The following is a 17,604-nucleotide window of genomic DNA, read 5'->3' as shown; positions in this document are numbered from 1 at the left end:
GTATGTGCATTATCCTATTCGTTCATAATGGACCCGCGAATCGTGAATCCAATTATAGACACGAATAAGGCGCGTTGTTGTTAAACAACACGCCTTAAGCTAAGCACTAGCCCTAATAAATAGAGATATCTTCTCTTTCAATTTGCAAAATATGACCGCAATCTCTACTTCACAGCGTATTTCGTGAGGGGAATATTCGCTGCCATATAGAATTATCCTCCCCAACCTCCCCAAAAATTTTCGCCGTTTGTGTAGGCAGCCGGATTTCGTTTGATGTCTTGCATTAAAGCATCCCCTTTGATCTGCCATTCCCGGAGTGCGTCCTTCACCGTCTTTTTCCCATTGACAACATCCTGAAACAGCGGCCGACCTAGCTTAAACACCGGCGACAAGTTTGGGGTCTCCCAATAAAGTTCTTCCCACTCTTCCGACGGCGGGACAGGCTTAAGCGCATAGAAGGCGCTTAGGTTGTAACTTATACCCTCTTTCGGCTGTAGAAGCGACCGGCGGACCGGAAGATTACTGCTGCTTCGCGATTTCAGCTTTGCCATGCGCTGGCTGTTGTTATACATAATGAAATCCCAAGCGCCTTTTTTGTTTTGCGCTTTAGCGCCGATCGACATTAAATTGGTTAATGCGATGCTCCCTCCGATTTCTGGTGCTTCGGCAAAGGATGGAAGCGAGACTACGTCCCAATCGAGCGACTGGATCATGGGATTGTCAGAGTAGGTACGGGCAGCGGAAAGCGTGTTGATATAGTCATAGCCTCCGATCAACATTGCAAGACGTCCATTAAGGAATAGATCGCTATTCGCATTCCCATTACCGCTATTCAAGTCGGATTGCGAAGGTACAATCTTATCAAGATAGAGCGCGGCAATATCGGACCACGAACGGTTCCACTGCGGTGTATCAACAGTCATTTTCCACGCTTTTTTATCGAATAGCTTCAATTGAAGCGGAGCGGAATATGTCAGGATATCATTCATGCCATCGGTTCCCCACCGATCGAAGGAGAATCCGAACTTACGAGTCTTGCCTTCGCCCTCGGCGACTTTCTTCGCGAGCAGAAGAACATCCGGCCAAAGCATGCTGTCGGTTGGAGGAGAGACGCCTGCGTCGGTGAATAGCTGCTTATTATAGTAAAGTGCTGCGCCTCCGAACGTCGACGTCAAGGCGTAGATGGAATGATCGTCCGCATCTCTGAGACCGTTAGTCACGTTAGGCAGGAAGTCCTCCAGATCGAATTTGCTTGCCTTTATCAAGGGATCCAGTGGAGTAAGCAGATTATCCTGCGACAACCGGTGCAGATAAGCAGAATTCTCCAAAATCACCACGTCGACAGGATCGTTGCCGCTCAACATCTGCTTTAACGCCTCGTAATACTTGGGGCGCTCGAGATTGCCGGTGAGCTCTTCATTGCGCTGATCATCCATGTCGATGGCCGCGGTTAGCTCGATATCGACGTTTGGATGAGTTAATTCGTAATCATCCGTCAATTCCTGCCGTATGCCAGATTCATTGCCATCGCTAGCATACAGGACGCCAATGCGCAGTACTTGGCGTTCCTCTTCAACGTCACCTCCCCCCGAACATGCGGCGAGTAAGCACGTTACGATGGTTAAAGTTACTCCGAGCGAAACGCAACGATAACCTATCAAACTTTGTTTCGTTCTATTCTTACGCATTATGAATGGTTCCCACCTCCGTTAATTAAGGAGAGCACAGCCGCCTCTAGGCCCGCGGCTATCCCCCTTATCCTCAATGCCTGGGCTGACACAAATACATCATCTTAGACCTTAGATGGACATTAACTTTAATAATAGTTCTTTCTAAGTAATCGTTCAGTAAAGCAAATTACAATAGATTCGTAATATTATGTTTAATTGCGTTTCTATATTTTCAAATTCCATAAGAACGAACTCGTCTACAGATACTTTCAGAGCTAAGTAATGGTGTATTTCCTTCTTGTAAAACAGATTACAGATAAATAGAAAGCAAGACACTATGATAGGAATCAAGCAAGAGAGGAGCGATTTGCTGTGTGCAAAAATAAAGCTGCTATACTAACGTTTTCTCAACCATTGGATTGTTATACTTTTTTTACAGGTTGCGCAACCTTGATAGACAAACATAGAATCAGAGGAGATGTGTTCAATATGTTACTTACGAAAACAAAGATAGTTGGCATTGCCCTTATTGCGATTATGGCTATCGGTGGTACTTCCGTATTTGCGGCGACAACGTATACCTCACTGACAGAAGTCAAAGACGTTAACTTGAATGAAGTCGTAGCCCATTCTCATAAGGTCAGTGCAAAGGATTTAAGAGTTGCAGGTACAATCCCACAGTCGGTCTTGAACCAGATGACTGGCAAAACAACAGCTCCAGAACACAGCAAACAATCTTCGCTCTCATTCGCCGAAACTAAGGGCATGAACTTGGATGAAATTGCGGGCAAAGCCAAACCAGCAACTTTAACTGTTGCGAAGGACATTTCATTAGATCAGCTTACAGGCAAAACAAAAGCAGTAAAATAACATCAAACTAATAGGTGGGCAGCGTTAAGTTGCTCACCTTATTGTATATATGGAGGCATAATGAAAATATTGCTTGTTGAAGATGAAGAAGACTTATCAAGGATTGTTAACCGTGGGCTTCATAAGAGCGGTTACGCTGTGGACCAGGCATACGATGGAGAGGAAGCATTGGACTACTATAGAGTAAATGCCTATGATGTCATTGTCCTCGATTTAAATTTGCCCAAACTTGATGGCCTCGAAGTATTGCAATACATCAGGCAAAAGGACAAAGAGACAAAAATATTGATTTTGTCCGCCCGGACTGCAATAGAAGAACGAGTGAAGGGCTTGGACCTAGGCGCAAACGATTATTTGACGAAACCGTTTGATTTTCTTGAATTAGAGGCAAGAATACGAACCTTGTCACGTATTTCATATATACAACAAGGAAATGAACTTACTTGTAGCGGCCTTCGCTTAAATATGTCTACGAAGATGGTTTCTTTTCAAGAGAATAGCCTTACTCTTACTAAAAAAGAGTTTGCCATATTGGAATACATGATGCTTCAACAGGGACAAGTTATCAGTGCGGCGAGGTTAATAAATCACACGAGTGACAGCGATGCTGATCTATTTCCCGACACTTTAAAGTACCACATTCATGCGATAAAAAAGAAATTGCTAGAAGCTAAATGCGATAAAGAATTGATTACAAATGTCCGCGGCAGGGGGTATAAAATTGAGGAGGGAAAAGAATGAAATTCGCAGGCAAAATATCCTTAAGACTGCGTATCACATTGCTGACCGGTGCAATATTAATTTTTTGTTCTCTTATCCTATCAATCACTGCTTCCTATAATGCCCATTCGCAATTCTCTTACTTAACGGCTGCCGGTCCGATTTCCGCGCATCTTTCCATAATAGAAAGTGATACTCTAACCGATAGCGGATCAATCCCCAAAGCGGAATTATCTGCAAGTGCAGTTACTGAGGCAAAAAAGAAATTTGATACGGCCAATATGATGCTCCTAGCCATTGTTTCAGTGCTTGGTATGGGTTTGGTTTATCTCTTCGCGGGCAGGTCGCTTCGCCCAATACATAATTTGAGCCAAATGATTTCCGCCATAACCGAGGATGATTTACGGAAGCGCATTCCTTATGAAAAAAGAAACGATGAGGTTGGACAGCTGGGGCAATCTTTTAATATCATGCTTGACCGTTTAGAGAAATCCTTTTCGCAACAAAAACGATTCTCTGCTAATGTTGCCCATGAGCTTAAAACTCCCTTAGCTATAATTCATGCAGGGATACAGGTCCTTCATCTCGAGGAGCGTCCCACACGATCAGATTATGAAGAAACACTTGCGACTACAGATAGCAATGTGAAAAGGTTGATAGCCGTTGTCGATGATCTAATGACTCTATATGACGAACTGGAGCGATCCGACTTCGCTTCCATTAACCTACAAGAGATGTTTGAATCCATACGCAGCGAGCTCGGCCTGCTTCTTGCAGAGAAGCATATTGAAACTAAGCTAAGCGGCGGACTCCTGACCGTGCTTGGCAATCAGGTCTTACTGTACAGGGCTTTCTTCAATTTGTTCGAGAATGCAGCCAAGTATAATAAGCATGGCGGCCAAATCCGCATTGAGACCCTAGTAGAAAATAATGTGGGCAAAATCATGATAACCGATACAGGCCATGGTATTCCTACTGATGAACTACAACAGATCTTCGAACCCTTCTACCGTGTAAATAAATCGCGCTCCCGTAAATCCGGGGGGGTTGGGCTCGGTTTATCCATTGTAAAAGCAATAATTGAGAAACATGGATGGAAAATTACGGTTGATAGTCAATTCGAGCAGGGTTCCACCTTTACTATAACAATTATTTTTTGATTCTAACTTCATTCATTTTTTCTTTGTGAATAATAATTGAATTTCGCCCTGTACTTATGATGCCTTCATTGGATAACTCTTGTAAAATAACGGATACGGCTTCTCTCGTAGCACCAATCATATTAGCAAGTTCCTGATGCGTTAAGGACAGATCGTTTTTTTGATATCCATCATTGTCGACGCCAAATTTGGAGGATAATTTCGACAGGAAAAATAGAACTTTGCCTCGTAGATCTTTTGAGGAAATGGTCTCCAACATTTCGTCCCGTTCCTTCAATCGTGTACTTAACTCCTTCAGAATTCGTATGATCAGTTCCGGATATTTTACTAATAAATTTTCGAAAGACTGTTTTGGAATCGAGCAAAAACATACGTCTTCAATGGCTTCAATATAATTCCCATGCGTCCCCAATGAGAATGATTCACTTTCACCAAACATGCTTCCCGGACTCAGTATACCGACAGTATATTGCTTTCCGGACGAATTTGTTTTATAGAGGCGCAGCTTACCTTCAATCACGAATGACAAGCCATCCCTTTCGTTCCCAGGCGTTTGAATAACCGTCTTTTTTTTCGGAAAATGAAAGTCCGTTATGGAAACTAATTGATCTAGTTCATTTAATATTTCGCTTGGGAGTGACGCAAAAAGCTTGGACGACGATAATCGCAAATGTGATTGCATATTCAAATCCCCCTATTCTTTTTGATCCCGTTTTCTTCATGCAAAGGAGATCTTTGAACTTATTATGTCCATAAAATGGTTATCATTATGAGGTACTGAATCCAAAGCATATCGTCAAGGTCCTTTTACTGGAGCAGCCGAGTATTTGTTGGGAAGAGAACCAAATTTCTACACACCGACGGGCGAATGGGGAACTACGATTACAGCAGGTAAGCATTATTCTTGATCTGCCGAAAAAGCCGGCTGCCCTGAATAGGGCAACCGGCTTTTTCTCGCAACGGACCAAAAGAGGTATTCTCTTCATTAAAGTAATTCCCGAACGAAAAGCTGTGGCTGCCTTTCAGCCAACCAATCGGATCAATGCTGCATAATCGGGTTATAAGGAGACATTTCTTTATCTCCCCACCGCAGTTCAGTGGCATTATCCAACTGAACAGCCTCTTTAATTTCAAATCTAACTAATCGTTCAGCACCAGGGAAGGAAGCTGTCGCTTCTTCGTCCCATATGATATGGGCCTCCCCAGTCAACTGAAGCGAATGACCATGGTCATAATCGATAAATAAAAGTCCCGATGAAGGGTTGGAGTGGATATTTCCTAACGTGTTGTACAATGAGTTACCTTGATAATCAGGAATTAATAGTGTCTCCGCATTAAAGATATGAATAAACCCCGGATTCCCTCTCTGATGCGCAACTACGACAAAACGATCCTGCTCCCTAGTGGCGAACCCGTTAATCCGCAGCCTGATCCTTCGTTCCGTATCGATAATAAGCAATCCGATCTGTTGTGGCTCAGACATCGCTATTGACTCACCGACTATCAATCCGGCTCTTATCTCCGCCCTTTGCTCATCAAGCACGTTTACAAACCCAGGTTCTCCGGAAAGGAATGTCACCCATACGCTGCCTTGTCGGTCCTTGAACGACATGACAGCGAACTGCTGCATCTTTAGGAAGTTTATGATCCCATTCGAAAATCGGCTACTGATCATTTAAGGTTGAATTAACCAGTGTGTCTTATTGGTCTGCCGGGATATGTAAATCAGGCAGGGAGCTGTGTATAGACTCCTCTGCCTGATTTGAAAACGATGCTTATCCGTCGATCAAAACAGGGTCTTTATGCGCTCGTTATTTGACTTCCCCATTCGCCCTTCGGTTCTAGCCAACTGACGCTTCTATCAACGATTAAATTGCCCAGTGTTCCTTCGTAACTCTTACGATATGGCTTTGTAAATTCTTCCGCAAGCCAGCTATCTCTCGTGCCTTGCCATGTTTCATAAATGACCAAATCATCCGGCTGATCCAGATCATCGGAGACAATGGCGCTGATGAACGCTTTCTCGGATGACATTTCTTCGATAAGGGAAGATAATTCCTTGCGGAATTCTTCTTTTTTCCCCGGTTTAGCTCTGAACCTAATATTCAGCTGGACTTGTTGATTGGACATGTTGACTCCTCCTATTTTTTGTTCGAATCCTATCTTTGAACGCGATTATTTTGCTTCCTGCAACTGAAGGAGAATTGTTCCTACAGAAAAATCAAGATATCTCTTCCATGGCTTTTTCAATATGAATCATGATCGTTCTTCGGCTGGTAGCGAGAATCCCCTCGTTTGAAAGCTCCTGTAATACAAGCGAAACCGCTTCTCTTGTAGCGCCGATCATATTTGCCAATTCCTGATGAGTCAGTGGGATATCTATTTTGCGATACCCGTTATCTTCCACGCTGAATTTTTTTGAAAGCCGGTCGAGAAAGTAAAGCACTTTACCTCTAAGATCTCTAAAGATCAGTTTTTCTACTAATTCGTCCTGATCTTTCAATCTCGTACTCATTTCCGATAAAAAACGCAAAGCGAGTTCCGGATATTTGCTTAATAGCGGCTCAAATTGTTCCGAGGGTATCGAATAGATCATTGTTTCTTCCATCGTTTCCACGTAAGTTCCTCTTGTGCCTAGAGAAAACGATTCGGCTCCGCCAAACATCCCGCCCTCGCTAAGAATGCAAACCGTATATTGTTTGCCGGCCGGATTGGTTTTGTATATCCGAAGTTTGCCAGCGATGACGAAAAACAAGCCATTCTTCTCGTTACCAGGCGTTTGGATAATGGCGTTCTTGGGCAGCCTATTGGCGTTCGATCCCTTAGTCAGCTGTTCGATTTCGTGAATGATTTCCGCTGGAAGCGACTCGAATATCTTGATTTGCGACAATAGTGACAACCTGTTTTTGACCTGTTCCATCATTCTTATTTACCGGTTTGCTCTTGGAATTGCGCATGTTTTTCATTTCTATTCATTGTGCGTTCCTCCTTGTTATGTGCTCATCTTAGCTCAGCATGCGACATATATCTGTAATCTAACTTACAAAAGGTTCGATATCATAAATCCAACCGGTAAAGTAATGAGTCCCGATCCGGATAGTCATAAGAAACCGGCAGGTCATGTTTGGATATTTCCTTGAATCCGTTCTTTTCGTAGAAGCGATGCGATCGCGTCGCGATGGAAGGCGTATCTAAGATAACCGTCTTTATCCCCTGCTGCTTCGCATACATGACTAATTCATTGAATAGTCCAAGCGAAAATGCCTTGCCCCGGTATTCGTTATAAATAAACAACTTCTTCAAGATGTAAAAGTCTTCCTTGAGCTGCTGCAATCCTATGGATCCGATTACGTTGCCGTCTTCATTTAGAGCGACCCAGAAGTTTCCTCCGTTAGCCAAGTAATGCGTTGGAATATCAAGTATATCGGGCTGTTCCTCGATGCCGATATTCAAATGAAACTCCGTATTTTGAACGTACAGAATCAGATCGATGATCTCATTCTTATATTTTGCATCATACGTTTTAAACATTCCCCAGTTTCCCCACCGTTCTCCCGCCTGTTCGGCGCTTTAATTATTTTCTTGACTATCAACGCGGAATCAATTGAAATAAATCGTTTAAGGATTCGCTCATCGAAGGATGCGTGAAGATATGATCCCACTCGATAGCCTACCACAACCTGATTGTTACATCTTAAACTACCAAATTTTCTGCTTCTGTAATCCAGATTACAATGCAACTAAATCGGAAACGTATTCGGGAACTTATCATGTAGAAACTGCAGAAACTAACTTGTTCAACATGAATAACAAAGAATACAGCTACAGATACTTACACCGCTAAGTAATGGCTTATCTCTTTTTGTGAAACAGATTACTGATAACTAGATAGCAAGACATTATGATAGGAATCAAGCAAGAAAGGAGCGGTGATGTTGCTGTGTTACACAAATAAAACTGCTATAACACGCTAGATTTTCGGCTATCAATAAATAAGAGTTCATTCTTCGTTAGAGCTTAGCATCATATAAAAATTAAATTTATGGAGGAATACAATGATGTCAACTTTTTTGGATGTTATGGGACCACGTATCAAACTTTTAACGGATTTAGCGAATAATCGGGATTACAGCCTTATGGAAGCAGAAGTTCCACCAGGCGTGGTCGTTCCTGTTCACAGTCACGAGGATCGCGAAACCTTTGTTGTCCTCTCTGGAGAACTTGAAGCGTTCACGAATGACAGCTGGCAAACCGTTCGAGCTGGCCAAACGGTTGATATTCCGGGAGACGTAAAGCATGCTTGGAGAAATGCCACGAACGAAACCGTAACATTGGTAGTCGCATCGACGGCGAATATGGGAGACTTCTTCGTTGAAATCGGCCGACCAACCGATTCGGTTCCACCGGGTCCTCCTTCTCCAGAAGTATTGAACCATTTTGTTAAAGTAGCCATCGCCTATGGATATTGGCTCGGAACACCTGATGACAATGCATCGATCGGCATCAAATTGGGCTAAGCAAACGAGCCACAGTTCACGTATGGATGCATTTGCTTTAGAATGAAAATAGCGATTGAACAGGGATTCTCCCCGTTCAATCGCTTTTTTTTTGCAATCAAAAGCCCTCCGATTTGAATCTCCGGAAGAAGCGCGTAGAAAACCAAGGGATAACTAGTACAACAATTCCTCCGAACACGGTGAGTATATGAAAGAAAATTGGGCTATTTACTATGACTTTATTGCTCCAATAGTAGAGAACTAATGGATGCATAAGTTAATTAGATAAACCCTCGAACACGCATGCAACGACAAAAAAGAGCCCTCTCTGCCGAGAAAGCTCCTCAAAAATAAGTCTTTTACGAATAAGTCAACTCCAGTATTTCAGCTACTTTTACGGGCGAAATGGATATCGATTTCCTGCCGGTTTGAATAACACTATCCCTCATTAGCGTCTTCAGAATCACAGAGACTGCCTCGCGTGTGGCCCCAACCATATTGGCAACTTCCTGATGCGTTAACGGCAAGTCAATCCTTACATACTCTCCATCCTCTACTCCAAATCGTTCAGAAAGCTTGAGTAATAAATGGAGAATGCGATCCCGGACATCGCCAAGTGCTATCTTCTCGAGCATGCCATCCCGCTCCTTAAGAATCTTGCTCAATTCCGTTAGCATTTTCATAGCGAGTAACGGACGCCCTGCCAAGAAATGTTCAAAATCTTGTTTTGGCACCGAGCAAATCAAGGTTTCCTCAATCGTTTCGATATAAAGTTCTTTCGTCCCAAAAGAGAACGTGTCGATCTCTCCGAAAACATTGCCTTTGCCCAAAATGGCTAGAGTAAATTGCTTACCTTCCGTATTCGTTCTATACAAACGAAGTTTACCTTCTTTAAGAAAAAACAGCCCGTCTTTAGCTGTTTCAGGCGTTTGTATTAAGCTTCCTTTAGGTATTGGACTAAAATGGGTCATTGGCGAAATATGATCAAGCTCCGCCAAGTCATCAGGGGTCAATACTTCAAAGATGCTCATCTTTGATAAATATAAGCGTTTATCTAACATCGTGAATGTAATTCCTCCCATTTTCCAGGGAATTATGGTGCCACGCTATTTCAAATTCCAGCTTTTTCGCTTCATCATAGAGACGAGAAGCATGCACAACGGAACGAGAATCAGAAAAGGTACCGAATACAGCGGCCAAATATCTTTTACGAATTCGACGAGATCCAGCTGATTGGGATGAATAATAATGGATCCGATAAGAACCAGCAGCCCAAGGGGGATAATATAAAATCGGTAATCCCGACTGCCGGTCGTCTGCGAGAAGGCTAAGGTCGTTGCAAATAAACAGACGCATAGTTTGGTAAATTCATTGAAAATCCACGCCGTAAACCCGAACGGCTCGATGCGTTCAATGAAGTCTCCGACCCCGACATACGTCAAAGCGGTATAACTGGGAAACAGCTGGTTGTTCATGATTTCCCCTAAAACCATGATAACGGCGAAAACCTGAACGACAATGAACGTCCCCACTACGGCAACCATGGAAAGGACGGTTTTCTGCATGGAGGCCGACCGATTGACATATGGAATGAGCATGGAAAACAAAACGGTCTCTCCGAAAGTAACGGTGGCGATTTGTCCAGCACCTTTGAAGATGGACGTCCAGCCGCTTTCTAAGACCGGCAGTACTGCCTTTGGATCCATATCCGGTATCAATAATAGTTGAATCAGGAGGGATGAAACCACGGTAAGCACCATTAAAATCATCGCGCATCTGCATATGACCTCCACCCCTTTGAATACCGTCCAGCCAACCACGCAGATCATAATGCTTCCTACGATTAAGGAAGGCGTTTTCGGCAGCAGAACGGCTCCCGCCAAATCCGTGAAATTGCGCAACACATAGGCCCCGAGGAAAACGCCATACCAGGTATACAATAAACCGACCAATTTGCCGAGCCATGGCCCGAATAAGATGTGCGCGATTTCGACTAATGATTTTTGCGGATATTTCTGACATAAGAATGCGTAAATCCAATTGATTCCTAGCCCCGCTATCGTGCCAAGGATGGCTGATATCCATGAATCATGTCCTGCAACGTAACCGATCTGCAAATTAAGCGAGCTGCCCATCGTAAACACGAACATGAGTATCCAAAGTTCCAAATTCGAAATCCGATCATTCGGTCCATAAGTCTCCATTGAAACCTACCTTTCCAGCAGGTTCATTCAACAAGAAACAGCAACCATTTCTTGATAAGAACCGACGGACTGAGAATTGATACATGCCAAATCATTAGAAATCCCAACAATGCGGAGCCGAGTAAAAGGATCGAAACGATCATCACGTCTATTTTGGAAGCCGAATGGCGCATATAGCGAAATTGAATCCCTGCCATGGATGCAAATCCCAACAAAAACAGCAGCGAGAGCATGATCATTTCTTCTCCGCTCCTTGATGCTCAAAGGAATTCCCAATGATTCCGGCTCGGTGGAGGCTGATTTCAGCCGTTACGTCGACGTCGGCTTCGGAAAAAATCGTATCCCATTGCGTACGAACCTTCTTCCACGTCTGATAATGAAATTGATGCAGATGCAATCCAAACCCGAAAATGTCGGCTTTCCATTCGGTCTGGGCTTTCTTCACCGTCTTCAACGTTTGCCGCGAAATTAATTCACCGAATCGTTTTTCGATGAGCGTCATATTCGACAATCGGCTCAGCTTCAAATTGACGTTCGATTCATTGATCGAGCCCGTGCCCCGAAGCTGGATGCGTACCCGCGCATGGTTGCCGTTCATGGTTACTTTGACTTTGCATTTAAGGTCATTCATTACAATGCCGATGTTTCCGCTAAGTTCGGTAAGCGTATCTCCGAAATGCTCTTCTTTGGATTCATTCTTGATCCACCGCAGGCTTCGCGTTTCAATGTCGTTTAAGTAACCGATTAATTTATAGTCTTTGAACACGGCCGTCGAGGAAAGTCGGAACATTTTGAATTTGGATGCCGCGCTACTACTCGGATCCACCAAAGGCGGCACCAGCTCGATTGCTCCCGTCACGGGCACGATTCCATCCCTGGCTTGCGTCATCAAGAAGTCGCGGAACGTCACGGATGTGCCGACTCCGGAACGTTCCAGCTCTCGAACTTCATCTGCCGGAATACGTTCGGTGGGATGATCGTTTTGAAGGAGCTGGGATGCTTCGATGCCTTTCGCCACGACAATATAAGTCCGCAACCTGCTTCTCGGATCCCTTGCATAGTTGTCCAAAATATCTTGGATGCCTTTCCTCGCAAGCGCTTCGCCAATAAACACGACTCTGCGCTGGCCTTTGAAGAAATGGCGGGAATTCTTTTGCTGGATTTGTCTCTCAGCATCGAAAATGTTCGTGCCGATGGCCGAAACGGCATAGTACGTTTTTCCGAAAGTGCCAGTCGACGCCTTGCCGCTCTCGCCGCCGACTCCCGCGGGAATCGGTACTTGAATCGTCGCTTTCAATCTTCCGTCTTCCGATAAATCCAAGCCCGAAGCCATAAAAAAAGAGATGTCGTTCATTTCGACCCGATCCCAGCAGCCGCTTAGCAGCGGTACGAACAGAAGCAAGAGAAGCATGCGCGCAGGCATATCAGCCGCTCCCCTTTCTTCTTAATTTCTTGCCGACCGTTTGCGGATGGAGATACAGCGTCCACAAGGGAGCGCGGAACAGCGCGTCTTTGAGGCCTTGCAAGGTAACGGGTGCCACCGGGAACAGATAAGGAACCCCGAAAGACTTCAACCCGCTGAGATGGACTAAAATCAACACCAAGCCAATTGAAATGCCATAAAGACCGAACATGCCTGCAAGGATAATCAAGGGGAACCGTAACATCCGGAAAGCGATGGAGAAATTATACCGCGGGATGGTAAACGAAGCGATGCCCGTTAAGGACACGACAATTACCATCGGAGCGGACACGATGCCTGCCTGCACCGCAGCTTGACCGACGACCAAACCGCCAACGATACTGACCGCCTGTCCCACTTGCTTCGGCAAGCGGACGCCGGCTTCCCTTAAGCCCTCGAACGTCACTTCCATTAGCATGGCTTCAATCAACGCCGGAAAAGGAACCCCTTCGCGAGCCGCGGCTATGCTAAGCAGAAAATTCGTCGGAATCATTTGCTGATGAAAGGTCGTAAGCGCAACATAAAGAGAAGGCAGCAGTAATGCAATCATGGCAAAGATAAACCGGATCACTCGAATGGCATTAATATACAGCACGCGTTCATAATAATCCTCGCCGGCCTGCATAAACCCCCAGAACGTCATCGGAGCGCTGATCGCAAACGGGGAGCCATCAGTAAAAATCGCGACTTGCCCTTGCAATAAGGCGGCGGCGAGATAGTCGGGGCGTTCCGTCACGAGAAATTGAGGAAACGGGGAGTACGTTTTCTCTTCGATTAATTGTTCGATGTATCCGGATTCCAGCACGACGTCAATTTCAATATCTTGAATTCGCGATTTTATTTCTTGCAAGGTGGATTCGTTCGCAATCCCTTTCAAATAGGCGATGGCTACGTCGGTTCGCGTGATTTCTCCGACCGTGAGCATTTCGATTTTCAAGCGGGAGGATCGAACTCTTCTGCGGATCAAGCTCGTATTCGTGCTAAGAATTTCGGTGAACGAGTCGCGCGAACCGCGTACAGTACTTTCGGAAGCAGGCTCATCAACGGCTCTCGTGTTACCTCCCGGCAAGCCGACTACAATTGCTTCTGCCTGGTTGTCCACGCATATCACTACTGAACCATGTAGTATCTCGCGTTCAATCCGAACCAATTCCGCCGTCTGTTTCACTTGGGAAATCATGATGAGACGATTTTGAAGGAATGGAAGAAGTTCTGGAACATCATTGGGCATTTCGGAAGGCGTACTAGACATGAGTGGCTTTAACAGCGATTCATCCAATTGCGCACTATCGATTAATCCATCAATATATAGAAGGAAGGCGTGTTGTTGCCCGCCAATATAAAATGGGCGAAAGACAACATCAGCGCAGCTTTCGAAGATTGCATGAAGTTTGGTTTTGTTTTCTTCGAGAGAAGAGGAGAGACGTTCGCTCTGATGTAAGGTTGATTTATCCAGGAAGACCTTCGGTACCTTTGTTCTCCTCCCAAAACCCATCCCAGTCCCCCCCCAGTTTATGTAAACTATGCCGCAGGAATAACTTCCCCATCCTACCTGATTTTTATGTATCCGTAGAATGCCGTTGTACCACCTATCGCTATCAACTAGCATTCCCCTCCAGTTCTCCAAATAACAAAAACACGACCCATAGGCCGTGTTTTTGTACAAATCCTCATATTAGTCTCGTTATTTCTTCAATAAGGATATTCTTTACTTCGCATGCACATACAATTCTTCGTCCTTTAGATTAGGTGTAGGAGCCAAAATATTATCTAAAGATGATTCCATCGGAAGGCCGTTCTCTGCTTTGTACACCCAGTCATGATTAGCTAGCGCGGCTTTTCCTAGTGAAATCAAATCGGAACCTGCCTCCAGCGCCCTTTCGGCATCCTCTGGCTGATCCAGTTGCCCATTAGCAATAACTGTTGTATTTCCATATTTTTTCGCTAATTCTGCTAGTGTTGAACCGCTATCCCCGAAGGCCGGTAAATGGGCATTATATTCAACGGTGTGGATATAATCGGGCTTTTCTGCGCCAATGGCTTCGAAAATGATTCGGGCGTCTTCTTCACCGTTCCACTTGTGCGCAAAGTAATTGGCTTTAGCCTGCGATATTCGAACGCCGACAACCATACGTTGACCAACTTTCTCCTTAACGGCTCTAATAACTTCGGCTACAAAGCGCACACGGTTCTCAGTTGATCCGCCATATTCATCTTCACGTAGGTTTGTGAAATCCGTCAAAAATTCGTCCAATAAATAACCGCTTGCCGCGTGAATCTCTACCCCGTCGAACCCTGCTTGCTCGGCTCTTAAAGCTGCTTCCGCAAACTCCGCTATGATAGCTTTGATTTCTTCTCGTGTAAGTTCCTTCGGCGTTAAATAGTCGCCTTCCCCTCCAAATGCTGGTGATTGCTCACCTAATGGCTTCACGGCCGAAGGAGCCACTGTCCCATTTTTATAAATATTACTCATAGCGAGAGCACCGGCATGGGCAATTTGCATTATAATTTTACTACCCTTTGCATGAACAGCTTCAGTTACTTGTTTCCATGCTCCGACATGCTCAACATTTGCGATTCCTGGTTGATGACTATATCCTTGACTGTATTCTTCATCTGGGTATGTTCCTTCGGTAATCACAAGACCAAATCCACCCGCAGCAAAGCTTTCATAATATCGCGCCATTCTATCGGTTGCATTACCATTCTTTTCGGCAGAAATGCGAGTCATCGGGGCAAGGACTACTCGGTTTTTCAAGGTAAGATTTCCTAGATTATATGTGGAAAGAAGTTTTTTAGGTGTTGTCATGAAAAGTATCTCCTTTTATGTCAAAAAGTTATTTTTCCCAAAAAATCACTAAGTCTCTAAGGTCTGGCGCGACAATGTTTCTCCAGTGGATTATAAATAATCTGTTCCTAAGTTCAAGGATTTATACCGCAATCCAGCTATCTCGCGTGCCTTGCCATGTTTCATAATGACCAAGTCATCCGGCTGATCCAGGTCATCGAAGACAATGGCGCTGATGAATGCTTGCTCGGATGACATGTCTTCGATAAGGGAAGATAGCTCCTTGCTGAATTCTTCTTTTTCCCGGTTTTGCTTTGAATCGAATATTCAATTGGACTTATTGACTCCTCCTCTAGCGTTGTTCGAATCCTATCTTTAACCGCGATAATTATTTACTTGGCGGTTCACGTTGATACTTTTTCGGCTGCAGCTGCAGCTCCTTTGGAACCTCCAAAAGGATGAAGTAATCATAACCCTAAATGGATGATTTCTCAGTAATGTAGATTACTTTAGAAGTCTGTAACCGAAGGAGAATTGATTTTCAATTCTATTCATTGTGCATCCCTCCTTGTTATGTGCTCATCTTAGCTCAGCATGCGACATATATCTGTAATCTAACTTACGGAAGTTCAATATCATAAATCCAAGCGGTAAAGTAATACATTCGGGTCCGAATAGTCATAAGGGCTGGTACTCACGATTGCCATTGCACAGCACAAAGCATCCATCTAATAGAATCAAATAGTATATCTGACTGTTTGCGAAATGAAGAGACAACAATAAACAGGAGCCTTCCATATGTGGACGGCTCCTTTTCTATTGAATCGACACGCAAAACTACTGTTCGAATCTGGAAAATTCCATTGTAATCTATCTTACTGCTGCCTATGCGGAGATCGTATTAAACTTTGGTTGTTGCCGGACGCGGCTTGGATGTAAGTTCGATTAATATTTATTTAGAAAAGGGGATAACCTAGAATGTTCCGATTGTTTATGATCACCTTTGGCATATTTGGAATTATCAATACTGAGCTTGGCATCGTAGGAATTTTGCCTCAAGTGTCTGATGTTTACGGAATCAGCGCTTCTCAAGCTGGTTTGCTGGTCAGTCTATTCGCATTGGTCATCGCGTTATTTGGCCCGTTTATGACATTGTTGTTTTCGGGCATCAATCATAAGAAAATGATGGTTGCAGTACTATCCATTTTCGTTCTAAGCAGTGTTGTTGGTGCTTTTGCTCCTAACTATCCGATTTTAATCATTGCTAGAATAATTCCGGCCTTTTTGCATCCCGTTTATTTCTCAGTCGCCTTTATTGCCGCAGCCAATTCGGTAAATAAAGAGCAAAGTATGAAGGCCGTTGGTAAAGTATTTATGGGGGTTACCGCTGGACTCGTGTTTGGTATTCCGGTCACCACTTTTATTGCAGACGTATTTTCCCTTCGATCCGCATTGTTGTTCTCGGGAGCCATTAACGCACTTGCAATGATAGGCATTGCGGCCTTTATTCCTTCTATGCCTGTACATGGGAAAATGTCCTATTCAACACAACTTGGCATACTGAGACGACCTCAAGTTTGGCTTAGTTTAATCGCCTCTACTTTAATTATGTCCGGCGTATTTTCCGTATACAGCTACTTTGCTGAATACCTGGGTCAAATCACTCATATGTCAGGAAAACAAATCAGTTTGATGTTGATCGTATATGGTGTTGGCGGTATGATTGGCAATTTAGTAGCCGGATATGTTTTTAGTAAAAACATGATAAGAACCGCCTTAATTTTCCCCTTTGTTTTCGGTTTTATTTACTTGATGGTTGATTTCTTTGGCCGATATTCGATTCCAATGGCCTTGCTTGTCTTGCTTTGGGGCATTATCACCACCATCGGCCTAAACTTTACTCAGTTATGGATTACATCCATCGCTACCGATGCACCTGAGTTTTCCAATGGTTTAGTTGTATCCTTCACTAATTTTGGCATCACGCTCGGCACTTTTGTAGGAGGTTTATTTATTTCCTATCTGGGACTTGAACAGATTGCCTGGAGCGGTATCATCCTTCTGGCCCTTGGAGTGATTATGATCGTATGGAGAGTCCAACGCTATGATTTGAAGAAGAGCTTGCCTAACTAACGCTCTCCTTAAATTAGCTTTAAACATCTTCTCGAATACAGCTTTGTTGAGAAAAAATTCTAAAATGAGGGACTGCCTTCAGGCAAGATAATGAGATTTCA

17 protein-coding genes are annotated in these 17,604 nt (G+C 44.1%); 5 read left to right on the top strand and 12 right to left on the bottom strand.

The genetic code is table 11. From position 1 onward, the window contains the following. Nucleotides 1–212 precede the first annotated feature (212 nt). Entirely contained in the window at nucleotides 213–1,688 is a 1,476-nt protein-coding gene (locus tag AC6ESO_RS12500; protein ID WP_497091582.1) for an ABC transporter substrate-binding protein, read from the bottom strand. A 471-nt stretch (nucleotides 1,689–2,159) separates the two neighbouring features. Here AC6ESO_RS12500 and AC6ESO_RS12495 point away from each other — a divergent pair, with 471 nt between their 5' ends. From AC6ESO_RS12495 to AC6ESO_RS12485, 3 genes are read left to right on the top strand one after another with little or no spacing between them, the layout of a single operon-like run. Beyond that, nucleotides 2,160–2,540 carry a hypothetical protein gene (locus tag AC6ESO_RS12495; RefSeq protein ID WP_497091581.1) on the top strand — a complete coding sequence of 127 codons (381 nt, stop codon included), beginning with the start codon at nucleotides 2,160–2,162 and terminating at the stop codon, nucleotides 2,538–2,540. A 60-nt stretch (nucleotides 2,541–2,600) separates the two neighbouring features. Next, entirely contained in the window at nucleotides 2,601–3,281 is a 681-nt protein-coding gene (locus tag AC6ESO_RS12490) for a response regulator transcription factor (protein WP_497091580.1), read from the top strand. After that, entirely contained in the window at nucleotides 3,278–4,420 is a 1,143-nt protein-coding gene (locus AC6ESO_RS12485; RefSeq protein ID WP_497091579.1) for a sensor histidine kinase, read from the top strand. The genes AC6ESO_RS12490 and AC6ESO_RS12485 overlap by 4 nt, the downstream gene beginning before the upstream one ends. Here the strand turns inward: AC6ESO_RS12485 and AC6ESO_RS12480 are convergent. The 5 genes from AC6ESO_RS12480 to AC6ESO_RS12460 all read right to left on the bottom strand — a co-directional run bounded on the left by AC6ESO_RS12480 (nucleotide 4,410) and on the right by AC6ESO_RS12460 (nucleotide 7,951). Next, entirely contained in the window at nucleotides 4,410–5,102 is a 693-nt protein-coding gene (locus AC6ESO_RS12480) for a Crp/Fnr family transcriptional regulator (RefSeq protein WP_497091578.1), read from the bottom strand. The two genes, AC6ESO_RS12485 and AC6ESO_RS12480, sit on opposite strands and share 11 nt — an antisense overlap. Nucleotides 5,103–5,459: 357 nt before the next feature. Beyond that, complete coding sequence (locus AC6ESO_RS12475) at nucleotides 5,460–5,903, bottom strand: hypothetical protein (RefSeq protein WP_497091577.1); 444 nt, start codon at nucleotides 5,901–5,903, stop codon at nucleotides 5,460–5,462. Between the two features lie 317 nt (nucleotides 5,904–6,220). Next, a complete protein-coding gene (locus AC6ESO_RS12470) occupies nucleotides 6,221–6,550 on the bottom strand; it encodes a putative quinol monooxygenase (RefSeq protein ID WP_497091576.1) in 330 nt (109 codons plus the stop codon). Nucleotides 6,551–6,641: 91 nt separating this feature from the next. Continuing rightward, the gene (locus AC6ESO_RS12465; protein ID WP_497091648.1) at nucleotides 6,642–7,340 is read right to left on the bottom strand and encodes a Crp/Fnr family transcriptional regulator; all 699 of its coding nucleotides are present in this window, start codon (nucleotides 7,338–7,340) and stop codon (nucleotides 6,642–6,644) included. Nucleotides 7,341–7,477: 137 nt separating this feature from the next. Beyond that, on the bottom strand, nucleotides 7,478–7,951 hold the full coding sequence (locus AC6ESO_RS12460; protein WP_497091575.1) for a GNAT family N-acetyltransferase: 474 nt from the start codon (nucleotides 7,949–7,951) through the stop codon (nucleotides 7,478–7,480). 524 nt (nucleotides 7,952–8,475) lie between these two features. On the opposite strand from AC6ESO_RS12460, the gene AC6ESO_RS12455 reads away from it, so the two are divergent. Further along, complete coding sequence (locus AC6ESO_RS12455) at nucleotides 8,476–8,937, top strand: cupin domain-containing protein (RefSeq protein WP_497091574.1); 462 nt, start codon at nucleotides 8,476–8,478, stop codon at nucleotides 8,935–8,937. Between the two features lie 338 nt (nucleotides 8,938–9,275). On the opposite strand, the gene AC6ESO_RS12450 is transcribed toward AC6ESO_RS12455, so the two are convergent. The 6 genes from AC6ESO_RS12450 to AC6ESO_RS12425 all read right to left on the bottom strand — a co-directional run bounded on the left by AC6ESO_RS12450 (nucleotide 9,276) and on the right by AC6ESO_RS12425 (nucleotide 15,391). Next, nucleotides 9,276–9,977: a Crp/Fnr family transcriptional regulator gene (locus AC6ESO_RS12450; protein WP_497091573.1), complete on the bottom strand. Its 702-nt coding sequence runs from the start codon at nucleotides 9,975–9,977 to the stop codon at nucleotides 9,276–9,278. Nucleotides 9,978–10,022: 45 nt separating this feature from the next. Then, nucleotides 10,023–11,120: a GerAB/ArcD/ProY family transporter gene (locus tag AC6ESO_RS12445; RefSeq protein ID WP_497091572.1), complete on the bottom strand. Its 1,098-nt coding sequence runs from the start codon at nucleotides 11,118–11,120 to the stop codon at nucleotides 10,023–10,025. Between the two features lie 23 nt (nucleotides 11,121–11,143). Continuing rightward, on the bottom strand, nucleotides 11,144–11,359 hold the full coding sequence (locus tag AC6ESO_RS12440) for a hypothetical protein (RefSeq protein WP_497091571.1): 216 nt from the start codon (nucleotides 11,357–11,359) through the stop codon (nucleotides 11,144–11,146). Further along, nucleotides 11,356–12,543, bottom strand: a complete 1,188-nt coding sequence (locus AC6ESO_RS12435) for a Ger(x)C family spore germination protein (protein WP_497091570.1) — start codon at nucleotides 12,541–12,543, stop codon at nucleotides 11,356–11,358. The genes AC6ESO_RS12440 and AC6ESO_RS12435 overlap by 4 nt, the downstream gene beginning before the upstream one ends. A 1-nt stretch (nucleotide 12,544) precedes the next feature. After that, entirely contained in the window at nucleotides 12,545–14,077 is a 1,533-nt protein-coding gene (locus tag AC6ESO_RS12430; RefSeq protein WP_497091569.1) for a spore germination protein, read from the bottom strand. A 213-nt stretch (nucleotides 14,078–14,290) separates the two neighbouring features. Next, nucleotides 14,291–15,391 carry an oxidoreductase gene (locus AC6ESO_RS12425; protein WP_497091568.1) on the bottom strand — a complete coding sequence of 367 codons (1,101 nt, stop codon included), beginning with the start codon at nucleotides 15,389–15,391 and terminating at the stop codon, nucleotides 14,291–14,293. 957 nt (nucleotides 15,392–16,348) lie between these two features. Here AC6ESO_RS12425 and AC6ESO_RS12420 point away from each other — a divergent pair. Next, nucleotides 16,349–17,503, top strand: coding sequence for an MFS transporter (locus AC6ESO_RS12420; RefSeq protein WP_497091567.1), 1,155 nt, complete (start codon nucleotides 16,349–16,351; stop codon nucleotides 17,501–17,503). Nucleotides 17,504–17,604: the final 101 nt, after the last annotated feature.

This window comes from Paenibacillus rhizoryzae, assembly GCF_059686995.1.
This window is presented reverse-complemented; position numbering and strand designations above follow the sequence as displayed.

What these genes read in the sequence shown, in the direction of transcription:
- AC6ESO_RS12480 (WP_497091578.1), bottom strand. Translation starts at nt 5,102, where the DNA reads ATGCAATCACATTTGCGATTATCGTCGTCCAAGCTTTTTGCGTCACTC.
- AC6ESO_RS12420 (WP_497091567.1), top strand. Translation starts at nt 16,349, where the DNA reads ATGTTCCGATTGTTTATGATCACCTTTGGCATATTTGGAATTATCAAT.
- AC6ESO_RS12495 (WP_497091581.1), top strand. Translation starts at nt 2,160, where the DNA reads ATGTTACTTACGAAAACAAAGATAGTTGGCATTGCCCTTATTGCGATT.
- AC6ESO_RS12445 (WP_497091572.1), bottom strand. Translation starts at nt 11,120, where the DNA reads ATGGAGACTTATGGACCGAATGATCGGATTTCGAATTTGGAACTTTGG.
- AC6ESO_RS12430 (WP_497091569.1), bottom strand. Translation starts at nt 14,077, where the DNA reads ATGGGTTTTGGGAGGAGAACAAAGGTACCGAAGGTCTTCCTGGATAAA.
- AC6ESO_RS12425 (WP_497091568.1), bottom strand. Translation starts at nt 15,391, where the DNA reads ATGACAACACCTAAAAAACTTCTTTCCACATATAATCTAGGAAATCTT.
- AC6ESO_RS12490 (WP_497091580.1), top strand. Translation starts at nt 2,601, where the DNA reads ATGAAAATATTGCTTGTTGAAGATGAAGAAGACTTATCAAGGATTGTT.
- AC6ESO_RS12465 (WP_497091648.1), bottom strand. Translation starts at nt 7,340, where the DNA reads ATGGAACAGGTCAAAAACAGGTTGTCACTATTGTCGCAAATCAAGATA.
- AC6ESO_RS12455 (WP_497091574.1), top strand. Translation starts at nt 8,476, where the DNA reads ATGATGTCAACTTTTTTGGATGTTATGGGACCACGTATCAAACTTTTA.
- AC6ESO_RS12440 (WP_497091571.1), bottom strand. Translation starts at nt 11,359, where the DNA reads ATGATCATGCTCTCGCTGCTGTTTTTGTTGGGATTTGCATCCATGGCA.
- AC6ESO_RS12435 (WP_497091570.1), bottom strand. Translation starts at nt 12,543, where the DNA reads ATGCCTGCGCGCATGCTTCTCTTGCTTCTGTTCGTACCGCTGCTAAGC.
- AC6ESO_RS12485 (WP_497091579.1), top strand. Translation starts at nt 3,278, where the DNA reads ATGAAATTCGCAGGCAAAATATCCTTAAGACTGCGTATCACATTGCTG.
- AC6ESO_RS12470 (WP_497091576.1), bottom strand. Translation starts at nt 6,550, where the DNA reads ATGTCCAATCAACAAGTCCAGCTGAATATTAGGTTCAGAGCTAAACCG.
- AC6ESO_RS12460 (WP_497091575.1), bottom strand. Translation starts at nt 7,951, where the DNA reads ATGTTTAAAACGTATGATGCAAAATATAAGAATGAGATCATCGATCTG.
- AC6ESO_RS12475 (WP_497091577.1), bottom strand. Translation starts at nt 5,903, where the DNA reads ATGTCTGAGCCACAACAGATCGGATTGCTTATTATCGATACGGAACGA.
- AC6ESO_RS12450 (WP_497091573.1), bottom strand. Translation starts at nt 9,977, where the DNA reads ATGTTAGATAAACGCTTATATTTATCAAAGATGAGCATCTTTGAAGTA.
- AC6ESO_RS12500 (WP_497091582.1), bottom strand. Translation starts at nt 1,688, where the DNA reads ATGCGTAAGAATAGAACGAAACAAAGTTTGATAGGTTATCGTTGCGTT.